14 protein-coding genes and 1 pseudogene are annotated in these 14063 nt (G+C 45.9%); 9 read left to right on the top strand and 6 right to left on the bottom strand.

Annotated features, from left to right (window positions below; translation table 11 throughout):
* Positions 1–32 precede the first annotated feature (32 nt).
* Together NLX78_RS17760 and aroD are read left to right on the top strand one after the other, a co-directional pair.
* Positions 33–1295, top strand: coding sequence for an MFS transporter (locus NLX78_RS17760; RefSeq protein ID WP_254351146.1), 1263 nt, complete (start codon positions 33–35; stop codon positions 1293–1295).
* A gap of 103 nt (positions 1296–1398) precedes the next feature.
* Positions 1399–2163, top strand: coding sequence for a type I 3-dehydroquinate dehydratase (aroD, locus tag NLX78_RS17755; RefSeq protein ID WP_254351145.1), 765 nt, complete (start codon positions 1399–1401; stop codon positions 2161–2163).
* 104 nt (positions 2164–2267) lie between these two features.
* On the opposite strand, the gene NLX78_RS17750 is transcribed toward aroD, so the two are convergent.
* Positions 2268–2840, bottom strand: coding sequence for a shikimate kinase (locus tag NLX78_RS17750; protein ID WP_029517614.1), 573 nt, complete (start codon positions 2838–2840; stop codon positions 2268–2270).
* A 554-nt stretch (positions 2841–3394) separates the two neighbouring features.
* Here NLX78_RS17750 and NLX78_RS17745 point away from each other — a divergent pair.
* The 4 genes from NLX78_RS17745 to NLX78_RS17730 all read left to right on the top strand — a co-directional run bounded on the left by NLX78_RS17745 (position 3395) and on the right by NLX78_RS17730 (position 6673).
* A complete protein-coding gene (locus NLX78_RS17745; protein WP_061830632.1) occupies positions 3395–4087 on the top strand; it encodes a pectate lyase in 693 nt (230 codons plus the stop codon).
* A 145-nt stretch (positions 4088–4232) separates the two neighbouring features.
* Positions 4233–5270, top strand: a complete 1038-nt coding sequence (locus tag NLX78_RS17740) for an aminoglycoside phosphotransferase family protein (protein WP_254351195.1) — start codon at positions 4233–4235, stop codon at positions 5268–5270.
* Positions 5271–5324: 54 nt separating this feature from the next.
* On the top strand, positions 5325–6323 hold the full coding sequence (locus tag NLX78_RS17735) for a glycosyltransferase (protein WP_025721310.1): 999 nt from the start codon (positions 5325–5327) through the stop codon (positions 6321–6323).
* Entirely contained in the window at positions 6311–6673 is a 363-nt protein-coding gene (locus tag NLX78_RS17730) for a hypothetical protein (protein ID WP_254351144.1), read from the top strand. Before NLX78_RS17735 ends, NLX78_RS17730 begins: the two co-directional genes overlap by 13 nt.
* A gap of 4 nt (positions 6674–6677) precedes the next feature.
* Here the strand turns inward: NLX78_RS17730 and NLX78_RS17725 are convergent, their stop codons facing one another.
* From NLX78_RS17725 to NLX78_RS17720, 3 genes and pseudogenes are all read right to left on the bottom strand, one after another.
* Positions 6678–6830: a hypothetical protein gene (locus tag NLX78_RS17725; RefSeq protein WP_237166202.1), complete on the bottom strand. Its 153-nt coding sequence runs from the start codon at positions 6828–6830 to the stop codon at positions 6678–6680.
* Between the two features lie 19 nt (positions 6831–6849).
* Positions 6850–7002 (bottom strand): annotated as a pseudogene (locus NLX78_RS26760) (DUF1036 domain-containing protein); the annotation flags it as partial.
* Between the two features lie 195 nt (positions 7003–7197).
* Positions 7198–8406 (bottom strand): MFS transporter, encoded by a 1209-nt coding sequence (locus tag NLX78_RS17720; RefSeq protein WP_254351143.1) that lies wholly within the window; start codon positions 8404–8406, stop codon positions 7198–7200.
* 216 nt (positions 8407–8622) lie between these two features.
* Here NLX78_RS17720 and cysK point away from each other — a divergent pair, with 216 nt between their 5' ends.
* Positions 8623–9546, top strand: coding sequence for a cysteine synthase A (gene cysK / locus NLX78_RS17715; RefSeq protein WP_028542041.1), 924 nt, complete (start codon positions 8623–8625; stop codon positions 9544–9546).
* A gap of 132 nt (positions 9547–9678) precedes the next feature.
* Positions 9679–10656: an aldo/keto reductase gene (locus tag NLX78_RS17710; RefSeq protein ID WP_254351142.1), complete on the top strand. Its 978-nt coding sequence runs from the start codon at positions 9679–9681 to the stop codon at positions 10654–10656.
* Positions 10657–10813: 157 nt separating this feature from the next.
* Here NLX78_RS17710 and NLX78_RS17705 read toward each other — a convergent pair whose 3' ends face one another.
* Together NLX78_RS17705 and NLX78_RS17700 are read right to left on the bottom strand one after the other, a co-directional pair.
* Positions 10814–11614, bottom strand: a complete 801-nt coding sequence (locus NLX78_RS17705; RefSeq protein WP_069291186.1) for a WYL domain-containing protein — start codon at positions 11612–11614, stop codon at positions 10814–10816.
* A complete protein-coding gene (locus NLX78_RS17700; RefSeq protein ID WP_254351141.1) occupies positions 11589–12914 on the bottom strand; it encodes a helix-turn-helix transcriptional regulator in 1326 nt (441 codons plus the stop codon). Before NLX78_RS17700 ends, NLX78_RS17705 begins: the two co-directional genes overlap by 26 nt.
* Before the next feature lie 315 nt (positions 12915–13229).
* Here NLX78_RS17700 and NLX78_RS17695 point away from each other — a divergent pair, with 315 nt between their 5' ends.
* The gene (locus NLX78_RS17695) at positions 13230–14048 is read left to right on the top strand and encodes a nucleotidyltransferase domain-containing protein (protein WP_250267516.1); all 819 of its coding nucleotides are present in this window, start codon (positions 13230–13232) and stop codon (positions 14046–14048) included.
* The last annotated feature ends 15 nt before the right edge of the window (positions 14049–14063 follow it).

The following is a 14063-nucleotide window of genomic DNA, read 5'->3' as shown; positions in this document are numbered from 1 at the left end:
TACAAGACTTACTTACAAAAGCAGGTGAATTCATGATGAAACGTTCTTCTTTTCCAGTGGCGACAGGCCTTTATGTAAACTATCTTTTGTTCGGCATGTTTAATATTATGCTAGCGTCCCACATGTCTTTTTTAACAGAGCATTTGCATACAGATCAGGCGGGCATCAGTCTCTTGGTTTCTGCGATGGGATTTGGCAGGCTGTTTACGCTGTACATATCCGGGGTGCTCTCCGACCGTTATGGTCGTAAGCCGTTTATTGTGGTAGCAGGGCTACTAATGGCTGTATTCTTGGTCGGTATACCGCTGAGTCCTAGCTTTGAGATGGCGATCGTACTGGCTGTGCTGGCAGGCGTAGCGAATTCTTTTCTTGATTCAGGTACTTATCCAGCGCTGATCGAAGCTTTCCCCCAATCCTCTGGTTCGGCTACAGTGTTGGTAAGAGGTTTTATATCCATCGGGGCGGCATTTTTGCCGTTAATGATTATCTTTTTTATGAATCACGACATTTTCTATGGGTTCTCTTTCTTTTTACCAGCCCTCATATTTGCTTTAAATGCAATTTACTTGTTCAAGATGAAGTTCCCAGACATGCGGGTTCAGTCACCCAAGAAGCCAGTTGGTGATACTTCTGTATCAAGCGCTGAGCAAACGGGAAAATTGGAGACAAATGACCGAAGTAAGCCGCGGTTTTGGCAGGAGGGGCTATGTCTTATCTTGCTCGGATTTACGGGACCTACCTTGCTTTATATTGTGCAATTATGGCTGCCTACTTTTGGACAACAGTTTATCGGTATGACCGAATCAGAGTCTCTCAGATTATTAGTTTATTACAATGTCGGTTCGCTGATTTCCGTGTTTGTATTGGTAATTGTATTAAGAAAATGGGTTAAACCTGTTCACATTATTCTTATTTATCCATGTATTTCCTTGTTGGCTTTTGGAGCGCTTCTTCTTTTCAAGTCAGGGGCGGCGGCCATTATTTGTGCGAGTGTCATTGGGTTTTCAATATCGGGTGTACTCCAGCTGACGTTAACCGTAATGAGTGAATTTTTTAGTCAACGAAAAGGACAGATTACCGGGTTTGTTTATACAGCAACCTCGCTGTCATACACGGTCATTCCTGTGTTTACAGGCTTTCTTTTGAAGCATTATCAGATATCGAGTGTTTTTATGCTAGCTATTATTGTGAATGTGCTAGGGATCGTACTGGCGGTGTTTGTTAATTTTCGGTACAGTTTAGTTTTTCCAGCAAGTCGCAAATTGTTCCCTAAAATCGTACTTGAACCCAAATAAATGACGACAGGACCTAATCATCTGCATGCTTATTCAGAATGCGTTATACTATGAATTATTGTACATGTTCGACTTGAAACTGTAATTTGGGAGTGAGATAGAGATGGCTAAAATCGTAAAGGTGAGAGATGTTCTGATCGGTGAAGGAGCGCCAAAAATTTGTGTGCCCATGGTGGGAGAAACGTTGGAGCAGTTGAAGGAAGAGGCCACTTATTTGCGTACGCTCGACCTGGATATCGTGGAGTGGAGAGTCGATTTTTTCGAGCATGTGGAGGATTTGGAAAAGGTGAAAGCTGCCTTACATGAAATTCGGTCTATTTTAGCAAATATTCCGCTCGTATTTACGTTCCGTAGCGCTCGGGAAGGCGGAGAAAAGGAGATCAGTGCGGCGAGTTATGTAGAATTGAACCGTACAGTAGCCGAAACGGGACAAGTTGAACTTATTGATGTAGAGCTTTTTAATGAGGAAGCTGATGTGAAGACGCTGGTAGAAGCAGCACATAAGCATAACGTATATGTGATTATATCTAATCATGATTTTCATAAGACGCCGTCGAAGGAGGAGATTGTGTCCCGGTTACGCAAGGCGCAGGAATTGGGAGGCGATCTGCCTAAGATAGCAGTGATGCCGACCAATACAGCCGATGTGCTCACTTTGCTGGATGCCACACGTACCATGGCAGAAGAGCATGCAGATCGGCCGATTATTACGATGTCGATGGCGGGGAAAGGTGTCGTGAGCCGCCTGACCGGAGAACTGTTTGGTTCGGCTCTGACCTTTGGTGCTGCTAAGAAAGCTTCCGCTCCGGGGCAGATTCCTGTCACTGAACTGAGAGAGATATTGATGGTGCTGCATAGCCATTCTTAAAAGATGGATAGCATTACTCGCCAGTCAGTAATATATCCGTAGTGAACCAAAAAGGAGGGCCCCATGCGGTAAGCATGCTGGAGCCCTCCTTTTTGGTGTAACTCTTAATTCAATCCGCGAGTAGGTTCATATAACTCCCAACCTAGATTCAGCGTTTGAATAATATAGTCTGCGACTTCTTCCGCATCCAACTGATCCGTATCGATCTTGGAGTGATTCACCGCGTAAATGTCCTGTCTGGAACGGAAAAGATCCTCAATTTCCCCTAAAGTCTTGTTTTGTAGATTGGGGCGGGTGTCAATCAGCATCTTAAGCCGATCTTTCCAGGAATCCCAATTCAAATCCAAGAAGAAAACAATCGATGAAGCCAAACAAGCTTGCTTCACCTCTTCCTGTAAAAATGCACCACCGCCAACGGAAATGATTTTAAGGCGTGTGTTGCTGCACAGCTTCAAAATATGCTCTTTTTCAATCTCACGGAAACGTTTCTCTCCATAAGTTTTGAAAATCTCGGTTGTTGGCATGTTGTACTCTTGTTCAATCTCCTGGTCAATATCCACGAAATCGCGATACAGCTTGCGCGCTAGATGGGAACCGATTGTTGTTTTACCTACACCCATAAAGCCGATGAGCACAATATTTTGTTCTTTTAATGGAATCTCACTATTGTTTTGCACGATAACCACTCTTTTCTCACCAGTAATGTTGAGATGTAACGCTTCAAAGCACTAAATACATTATACGTTCATCCAACGTGTCATTCAATAGTATAGATCACATCAAAAATAAGGTATAGGACGGAAAAGAGCTTGTGAATACCATTATAGTGATCTAGAGTAAGTCAACGAGACTAGATATTCAAGTCTTGTGATGCATAAATTGCTGAAAAACAACTTTGTACAAGTATAAAAAAGGCAAAATTGTGTACTTAATTGAAAAAGAGCACATATTTTGCCGAAAAATATATTGAAATTACTGGAAGCAGGATTATAATAGAATTATACAAATTGTAAATGTAATCGCTCTATTTACAATTTGTGTGCACCTGAATTTATAGAATGAAGTTACTTTGAACCAAAAACCAAGTATACATATGCAAATAGTATAATAATGCTTTATAGACATGTATCGGTCAATGGGTTCATTGTACGAAGGTGGTGATACGGTCTACGCGTTCTAGTCAACGAAGAATTGGAACAATAAAAAATATCTACGAGAGGGATGAATTGAAATGAAAACAAACACAGCTAAAGTATTGAAAAAGGGAATCAGTATCGCTTTATCAGGAATGTTGGTCGCTTTATTTGTCGGCAATTATTCTGCACATGCAGCACCAGAAGTCGTTCATAAGACCATACTTGTTAAAGCTGGAGAAGTATACGATGGTAAAGGCAAGACTGTAGTGGCTGATCCCGATACCTTAGGAGACGGAAGCCAGAAAGAGGCTCAAAAGCCTATTTTCAAGCTTGAAAATAATGCAACTTTGAAAAATGTGACCATCGCTGCCCCTGCTGCGGATGGTGTGCATGTATATGGCAACGGAACTATTTCCAACGTAACGTGGGAGGATGTAGGTGAAGATGCCTTGACGCTTAAAGAACCAGGCACGGTAAACATTACGGGCGGTGGAGCGTTCCATGCGTACGATAAAGTATTCCAAATTAATGCCGAAGGCACGATTAACATTAAAAACTTTAGAGCCGATGATATCGGAAAGCTGGTTCGCCAACTTGGGGGCTCTACATTCAGAGTGAATATGACTTTGGATAACTCGGATATTTCAAATGTAAAGGACTCGATCCTGAGATCGGATGGTCCTAACAGCAAAGCTAAAATTACGAACACTCGTTATCACAATGTGAAACAATTGTTCAAAGGCTTTAAGTCTGGTAATACGAGCGAGTCCGGCAATACTCAATATTAATCGGTATAGAATAGAGTAAGGATAGGAGTATGGATGTGATAAGGGGCTGCCAACAGGTCGTGTGATCTGCTTGGGCAAGCCCCTTTTTGGGTACAGCGAGTTGCCCCAAGATGATCTGGGCTTCGTTCGGAACGAGGACTGTGATATGATCGTGCTATTACATTTTATACAAAAAAGTTGGGTGGCTATGAATCCTTTTCATCAATATGTGAATGTTGACGGTACCTTAAATGATACGCTGGTGCGGAATCGTGAGGTTTTATATACAGGTACGAATGGCCGGCATGTGGAACGTTTTTACGTGTCATCCTCTGAAAGTTATATATTTAAACCGCTAACCAACGATGGTCAGGAAGGGCGTGAGAGATGGGTGTATGAGCATGTGCTTCCTGCGTTATCACCGATCTATCCTCGATTGCTAGCCTGGTCTGATGCAGGTGCGGATGGCGGAGGAGAATGGATGGTTTTTGAGGACCTTGGTTCGTTACATCATCTACACGCAGACGAAACTTTATTGCGAGCTGTTGGACTTGTTGCATGGTGGCATGCTTTGCCGACGGATCGTTTTGCTGGGATGCCGTTACGGGGACCAAAGCCACTTATTCAGGAGATGGTTTCCGAGCTATACACGCGCAAGCCGGATGTGTTAAAGCTTTGCAGCTCACTGGGTTTATCTAAGCAACAGATGCGGCGTATATATGTACAGCTGGAGCATGTATCTTTTTCACAGCAGCTTGTACTGTCTCATGGTGATCTTCATCCGGGGAACTATGCGCTGAGCGGGGAACGGCTTATGGTACTGGATTGGGAGCATGCTCATCTGAACACACCGCTGTGGGATGTATATCACCTGATCGATATGTCCCATCCGTTGTTTCCCCGACGTATGACGTCCGAATTGCGTATTCGTATGCTGGACACATACATGGAGCAGCTGGAGCTGTTAGGGAAAAGAGTGGATCGAACGGCATTTATGCTGGAATATGGCATGTTTGCGGTGGTATTTTCGCTCTGGATGCTGTTGTTAATCACAAGTGATTTGCAAAGGATTGGAACGAACCTGCATAGAAACGCCGACAAATGGTCAAAAGAGCAATTAGAGTCCCAGTTGGATGAAACGTTAGCCTGTTTGAACCAATGTGCAGCAATGATGGATTGGGGACAAGCCCAACAATGTAGATAGTAGCTTAAGACATAGACTGTGTTTAGTTAGCTAAAGAAGGTAGGGAATATATCCATGAAAAAAGTCGGTTTAGTCATGAGAAAAATACAATTTGCTGAAGCACAGGGTCCACGTATTTTTGCAGAGCGTCTGAAGCAGATCGGGTTGGAATTGGGGGTGGACATCGTATTTGTATCACCGGAGCGCCATGTGAGCAGCCATGACTGGCTTCCGGGTTATGAGCACGAAAAGGGCGACCTGGTCAACTATGACGTCGTACTGGACCAACTCCATGAGCAGCAGATTGAGCACGTTATTTATACGGTATCTGGCTTTACCTATTTGAATATGTTTTTTAAAAACAGCGTGCTTTTTCCGCATAGTTTTCCTGATCCGGCGCTTACAGGCTATGAGATGATGAAGCCTTTTTATCAGATCGTGGACAAGGCTATTGTACAGACTGCCTTTCTCAAGCAGGAGATGGCTTCGAAGTTTGGCGTAACCGATGTGACAGTCATCCCGATCGGATTCAATGAGCGTCTGGTGGAAAAGCATTTTGATCCCTCGCAAGTGGTAGAGAACCGGGTGATGTGGATTGGTAGAGATGAGGAGAACCGACGTCCGGATTTGGTGCTGGAGTATGCGAGGCATAATCCTGACAAGGATGTCTATATGGTATTTGGCGGTGAACGCTACAAGGAAAGTATGAAGAAGTACGATATCCCGGACAATGTTAAACTTCAATTTGCGTTGACGCAAGATGAGGTGTTTGCACTGATGAACACGGCGAAGGTGTATTGGAGCTGCTCCAAATTCGATACATTCGCAATGCCGCTGACCGAAGCGCTCGCTATGGGGAAAATCGTCGTGAAGCCAGAGCATCCTTGCTATGGACATATCAGCTCTACGCATTCTTTTTCAGGGAATGAGAAAAACTGGTTCGAGCTGGTCAATATGGCTGCCGCCTCACCGCGTCGGGTTTCTACAGAAAATCAGGCATACGCCATGGAACAGTTTTCAAGTCAGGTGATGAAGCAGGGCTATCGGGACTTTTTTGATCATTGGTTAAGCTGAACGGTGAGGCAAAATACTATGGTTGCAACAAGCGTTTGAATGTCCAGAGTGAAATAAAAATAACCCGCAAAGGGGTCACTTTTTTTAAAAAATGTCCATCTTGCGGGTTACGGTTCATCGTGTTTTTTCAAAATGGCTTTGTAGTGTTTGCAACCAGGTTGCGCCTTTTATTGGCGAATTCTTTGACTTATCGTTTGGACTTTACTGGAACTGGGGTTCCTTTTTTAAATCGAGTCGGTCTTCTCGGAATTCTGTTAATGCCGGAGTCCTCCGATTTGGAAGGTAACGCTCTACGAGTTGTCTTTGTTGTCAGTAAGCTTTGGTTGGTTCTGCTAAACTCAACAGTGTAATTGTCTACAGATGAATCAATGGCAAGGCGGCGCATCCCCACTCGTCTGGATGATCCTCTGCTATCGTTCCAACACCAATGAAAATCATGGCTAGTATTTCTCGGAAGCCATGTGCGGTACGTGCCACGCCATGTATTTCTGGAGTGATCTTCAGCATAATAATAGAATGTGGTTCCCCCTACAGACCCGCTCCATATTTCTCTCGTATCACCAGGCTCTAGCCGATACCAGCCCATTTTAGAATAATTCATGGGATGACAGTCGGAATCAGGATAAGCATAGGCAGCAAAGATCGTGTTACTCGTGTGGTTTGTAAAAAAAAGGCTCATCATACACACTTTTTTCCTCATAAATTTGTATTGCAATGCATACTATGAGGAATTTAGAAGAAGAGAGTGGACAATATCTCTCAATCTATGAAAAATGAACCAATCGTTTACGTCCAACTTGCTGTTTTTAGAGATATGCCGCCATTTATTGTTCTCCGGTTGATAGCTGTACACTGTCCAACAAACAGAACGATTCTATGACTGTATCTCCGCTGTTGCTTCAGTATGAGCCGTCTTACGATCCACAATGTAGCTAACTATCATGAGTAGCAGACCGCCGACAGTGATTAGCGATGCAACCCATGGAATAGCGGCTAGCCCCATTTGATTAATAACGACTCCCCCGATAAAAGCGCCGCCTGCGTTACCCAGATTCAATGCGGAATGACTGGAGGTAGAAGCAAGCAAAGGAGCCTCATAGGCCAGATTCATGATGCGAACCTGAATACCCGGCATGATGCCGAACGCAGCAATGCCCCAGATAAAGACGGTAATGACGGCCAATACCTGGCTTTGAAGCGTAAATGTCAGAATGGCCAAAATAATAGCCAGTACAGCATAGTTTGCGATCAGAGATGGAAGTAGTCTCCAATCCGCAAGCTTGCCGCCAACGATATTGCCGATCGTTACCCCTAGGCCAAACAGGACGAGAATCCAGGTAATGCTATGTTCGGCAAAGCCACTAATGTCCGTAAGCAAAGGCGTAATGTACGTAAAGACAGTGAACAGACTACCACAACCGACTGCACCTGTGAGCAGCATCAGCAGCACTTTTGGATTAAACAGGCTTTTGACTTCTTGTTTGAGACTGGAAGGCTTGTCCTGGTGAATTACCGGAATGTAACGAATGATACCAAAGAGAGAAATCAAGCCGATGACCACAATAGCTCCAAAGGAAGCACGCCAGCCGAGTTGTTGTCCGATAAAGGTTCCAAAGGGCACACCAATAATGTTCGCCACGGTCAAACCGGTCAGAACCATAGAAATGGCACCCGCGCGCTTGTCAGGACGAACCAGTCGGGCAGCGATCAGGGAACCGGCTCCCAAAAAGGTTCCGTGCGATAATGCAGTAGCCATACGGGCCGCAATCAGAAATTCGTAATTGGGAGCAATGACGGAAAAAAGATTGCCTAAAATGAATATGGTCATGAGTAGGCATAGCAGCTTTTTCTGCGGAACCTTATGGGTTAATACAGTAAGCACAGGCGCACCAATGGTTACACCAAGCGCGTAACTGGTGATTAACTGCCCGGCTTGCGGAATCGTAACATGAAGATCATGGGCTACATTGGGCAGAAGTCCCATAATAACGAATTCGGTCATGCCGATGGCGAAGGCACCAAGGGTCAACCATAGCAAGGAGGGGGGAAAGCGATTTGCTGTCATATTTTGTTGATTACTCATAAGTGTCTTGTATCCTCCTGGAAAAATAGTAATGCGAGTATATCATTACAGGCGATATCTGGCGACCTATTTTGCAAGAATTTTACATACTAAGCTGATGAGTTTTATGTAATTTACAAAAGCGACAGGTAGGAAGGAGCCAAGTATGTTATTTTGGTAGTATGATATTAAGATCGTAAATGACGCTGTAAGGAACGATCTAAGGAGGATACAACGATGGCACCTAAAGTGGTACATAGTATTACAGATTTAATAGGAGATACACCTTGTGTAAGACTCCAACGGCTCACAGGGCCGCAGGATGCGGAAGTGTATGTGAAGCTGGAGTATTTTAATCCAAGCGGCAGTGTTAAAGATCGGGCGGCGGGCAACCTGATTGCCGAGGCTGAAAAGGCAGGACATCTAAAGCCGGGAGGCACCATTATTGAGCCGACGAGTGGCAACACAGGAATTGGTCTTGCGATGAATGCGGCAGCTCGAGGTTACCGTGCAATTTTGGTGATGCCCTCGAATATGACGAAGGAACGGATCAATATTTTGAAAGCCTACGGGGCTGAGGTCGTACTGACACCAGCGGAAGAACGGATGCCAGGAGCGATTCGCAAGGCACTCGAACTGGGGGCTGAAATTGAAGGGAGCTTTATCCCGCATCAATTTGAAAATGAGGCAAATCCCGATATCCACCGTACGACGACGGCACTGGAAATTTTGGAACAGACGGAAGGGAAGCTGGATGTGTTCGTCGCTTCTTCGGGAACGGGCGGTACCATTACGGGAACAGGTGAAGTGCTACGTCAGCATTTGCCGGATCTGCGGATTGTTGTAGTTGAGCCGAAGGGTTCGCCAGTGCTATCTGGAGGAAAACCCGGTCCACATAAGCTGGTTGGCACCAGTCCAGGCTTTGTTCCCACCGTGCTGAATACGGAAGTGTATGACGAAATCGTGCAGGTTTCCGATGAGGATGCGATTGCAATGACACGAGCGATTGCTGCCCAGGAAGGGATTCTGGTTGGTCCCTCTAGCGGAGCTACGATATGGACGGCGATTCAGGAAGCGCGGCGTTTGGGAGCAGGCAAACGGGTACTTTGCATTGCCCCGGATACCGGAGAACGTTATCTGAGCATGGGGATATTCGGATAAAAAGATGTGGATGGGGACCAAAGTGATACACGACCGTAAGTAAGTGGTAAAATAGGTGTGTGATAGCGGTTCCACGAACTATTCATATGTGGATGAAGCAGGGAATATTTTGAGGGTTGAAGGAGGAGCAGCATGAAGATTATGCCTTTACAGAAACGTGGAATCTCCGATAGTCGGCTGGCGCTCGGTTGTATGCCTTTTGGTGGAGAATGGAGCCATGCACCGTTTACGCAGGAGCATGTCGTTGAAGCGGAAAGAGCTGTAGAAGCTGCACAATCTATTGGGATTACGATGTTCGATCATGCGGATATCTATCGTATGGGGAAAGCGGAAGAGATTTTCGGCCGGATTTTAAAGGGACAGCCGGGCTTGCGTGAACAAATCGTAATTCAGTCCAAATGCGGCATTTTTCTGCCAGATGGTACGCTCCCGGGCCGCTTTGATTTCTCATATGCTCATATTATGGAGTCCGTGGATGGTATCCTGAAGCGTCTGGGTACCGAATATTTGGACATCCTGCTGCTGCATCGCCCTGATCCGCTGGTAGAGCCGGAAGAAGTAGCGAAGGCGTTCAGTGAGCTTAAGACATCTGGCAAAGTACGGCATTTTGGCGTTTCCAATATGAATGTAAGCCAAATTCGGTTTCTGGAACGGAGCCTAACGGAGCCGCTGATCGCTAATCAGCTGGAGATGAGCCTGGCGCATCTGCATTTTGTAGATCAGACAGTACATGTGAACCAGCAGGCAGGGACAAATGTACATTTTGGCGAAGGTTTGATGGAATATTGCCAAACCGAGGATATTCAGCTCCAAGCCTGGGGACCGCTGGCGCAGGGACGTTTTAGCGGAGGTTCTTTGGAAGGGCAGCCTGAGCATGTCGTTAAGACGGCAGAACGGGTGCAGAAGCTAGCTTCTGAAAAGGAAACGACACGTGAAGCGATCGTCCTTGGCTGGCTTATGAAACATCCGGCACGGATTCAGCCTGTCATTGGCAGCGCCAATCCTGAACGAATCAAGGCATGTCAGGATGCGGAACGCCAGAGCGAGCTGATGACCCGTGAGGAATGGTATGAATTGTATGTCAGTGCGCGCGGACAAGCCTTGCCGTAACTGGTACTGCGGATCAGCTTGTTATAGCAGGCGTATGTGGATGTACGTGTATGACCTTGTTTATACGAACTGTAGTTTAATAAGGCCCTCCCTTCGTCTCATTAACAGACGGAGGGAGGGCCTATTTACATGGATGCATCTCATATTGCCTCAGTAGCTATTCCTCTTCGTAGCGTGCAAGGGCCTTGGACGTTGTTTCCTTCATTCGTGAAATCAGCCGGGAGCCTTGGACGACCTTGACACGTTTGCCAAGGAAACGGATTTTGGATAGCACATATTCACATTCGTCTGCCTGGAAGGTGAGCGTAATACGATAGGTATCTGCTTCCTGAACATATTCGACCTCTTTTTCAAAGCAGGAAAAAGCATATAAAATACGAGACATTTCACCGTTGTATATGGGAATAATTTCGATGATGCCTTGCTCTTTGCGCGACTCCAGTATATCGAGTATACGTCGGGTGAATTTTTCGGCCTCTTCGGGTAGAAGCTCATCTTCCGTGATGTTCACGATATTAGACAGCTTGGTAGACATGAGCGCGCGGTGTCTGCGGTTATACCACAGCAGGCTCCATTCTTTTTTGACCATGGAGAACTCCAGCTTATATGGAAAACCGGACATTTGCTCATGCATGCGTCCGTTGCGCAGTTTGTAGGTCATACAGATGCCTGAACGGGACCGCAGAATGGGACGCAATTCACGCAGGAGTGGATGATATACCGAGACAGCAGGGATACCTGCTTTTTCCCGCAAACTTCCATCGGCCTCCAGCGGCTCGTCGTCTGTGAGCATCTGCCGAAGCTTATCAAGCGTAGACGGGGTGAAAGCCTCTATTGCTGCCGAGTCTGTCAGCATAGATTGGAGCCAGACTCTTTCCTGTGATGTGGTAGCAAAAGCGCCCGATTCATCCAGCCGAGAGACGATCTGATAGTTAAATATTTTCTCGAACAGGCTCATAATAGGCTTGCAGCTCCTTCCATTCCTGTCTGAATTCCTTACGCAGCCGCTGGGGCTCCAATACCTCACAGCTTGATCCGAAGCTGCGAATCCACGGCTTAATCTCGGTGATTCCATTCACTGTGATTTCATAGATAAAGGATTCACTTTCTTCCTCCGCAATCGTACCCCACTGTCCCTGTGACAGCACACGTTCCCGAATAAAGTTGCGCTTCGCGCCCTCAGGATTAAAAAAACGTACCCGTACCTTCACAGGACGACCGGTATCAACAAGCCAGCTGTACCGCATTTTTTCTTCCAACACCGCTAGCAGATCGGCATGAAACTGCTCTGGTACAGGCTTGCCCTCCACCAATTGAGTCATGCCCTCCATACGAAACTTCATGATTCCTTTACCGCCTACATGACCAAGAACATACCAACGTCCATATTGATGATCATAGATGACTTGCAGGGGCAGAATGGTATGTTCACGGCCCTCCGTCTCTTTTTCAAACAGCGGGTTTGTGTTCTGTGACCCGTACATGCTTCGTTTGGATGTCGAAAAATATAAAAAAGTTACACAGCGACGTTGCCGAATGGCATGCAGAAGCGGATGAATATGGGCTTCGTCCAGAATGCGTGAATAATAGTGGTATTTATATAAAAAAGGTTCGGCCATATCCCGATCTCCGAGCTGACGGCGCATAGCTTTTTTTAGATGATCTCGCAACAGATATCCCTGAACAGAGGGAAGCTGGGTGTTGGCCATAATGTCTACAAAATCATATAAGTCCAGTAATTCCTCGTCCGTCAGTCCTGTCACCAGATCGTTGCGGACAGCATAGCGGTAAGGTCTGCCGCCGGGCTCCTTGCGAACCACGCCCACTTCGACCAGATATTTCAGATCGGAACGAATCGTTTTTTCATCTGGCAGCGAACTGTCGGAAGGCAGCCCGTTGCAGCAAGCATCCAGCAATTCCATAGTGGTCAGAGGTTGTGACTGTAGCGCTGTCAGCAGAAGAGATAAGCGGACGGTTTCTGATTCCTTGAGCGATTTAGCCCGAAACAAGAATAAAAGTAATGGGTCAGCGGATTCGTAATAATTAAAGCGCAGCATCTCATTAAAATCATGTCCTTGGTCCTCAGGCAACTGTTGTTGTACGGATTGGACGATTTCCTTGAGACGCCGGATTGTTTTATCAAAGGTATGCACTGAAATGCCCAGTCTGTCTGCAAATTGCTGCCGATTATAAGCGCCGCTGGTCAGTGTGAGCATGCGCAGGAATTGAATTTCTTTATCAAAACTCTCTCTCGCCATGATGCATTCCTCGTTTCTGTTGCCGTTCTCCGAAAGCAAGTATCCCTTTATTCTAACAGGGAAGGGATGCAGGAAAAAGGGAATTTATTCATCTTTGTAATACTTCCACCATGTTCACGACTTCCAAAATAAAGCATCATAGGAATATAAGATAGCACGATGAAATAAGAAGCAATACATAACAGAAGGGTGATGCAACATGTTTGGACGGGAGAGGAAACGGCTATGCGTCTTCGCCGCTTATTAATAGATGAACAGATGAGTCGATTAGAGAACAGATTCGGGAAATACTTTAATGATAAGGGAGGGAACAACATGACAGATGTGAAGCATGGGCAGGGTTTCATTCAACCAGAAATGCGCGAAACGATTTTGCGTGAGCTGCGCGCGTTGGAGCAGGAGGAGCAAATACGTATTATATACGCCTGTGAATCAGGCAGTCGGGCATGGGGGTTTCCTTCACAGGACAGTGACTATGATGTACGATTTATCTATGTAAGACCCATAGAATGGTATTTGTCTATTTTTGATAAGCGGGATGTGATTGAGCGGCCAATCAGCAATTTGCTGGATATGAACGGCTGGGATTTGAAAAAGGCACTCCATTTGTTTCGCAAATCCAATCCGCCTTTGCTGGAATGGCTGCAATCTCCGATTCCCTATCTGGAGCAGTATTCAGTGGCTGACCAGATTCGTGCGATATCGCCGTTAACCTTCTCTCCGAAGTCCTGCATGTACCATTATCTGAATATGGCGCGAGGAAACTATCGGGATTATTTGCAAGGAGAGCAGGTGAAGATTAAAAAGTATTTTTACGTGCTGCGCCCCCTGCTGGCCTGTGGCTGGATTGAACGTTACAACAGCATGCCTCCGATTGAATTTGGAGACTTGCTAGAGGAATTAATTCCGTCAGATACAGAACTTTATCAGGTGATCGGGCATTTGCTGCAACGTAAAAAAGCGGGCGAGGAACTGGATATTGAGCCACAGCTTTCGGTGGTGAATGATTTTATCCAGCAGCAAATTGCTTATTTTGAACAAAAGGCGCCCTTGCTTCAGCATGTGGAGAGTGGACGGGATCAGCAGTTGGATGATTTGTTCCGCGCTGCGGTGAATGAAGTATGGAAAGCATAAGCTGGGAAGGAGAAG

This window comes from Paenibacillus sp. Lou8.1, assembly GCF_024213565.1.
GTDB lineage: Bacteria > Bacillota > Bacilli > Paenibacillales > Paenibacillaceae > Paenibacillus > Paenibacillus polymyxa_B.
Note: the sequence above shows the minus strand (reverse complement) of the source record. Positions and strands in the feature narration are given on the sequence as shown.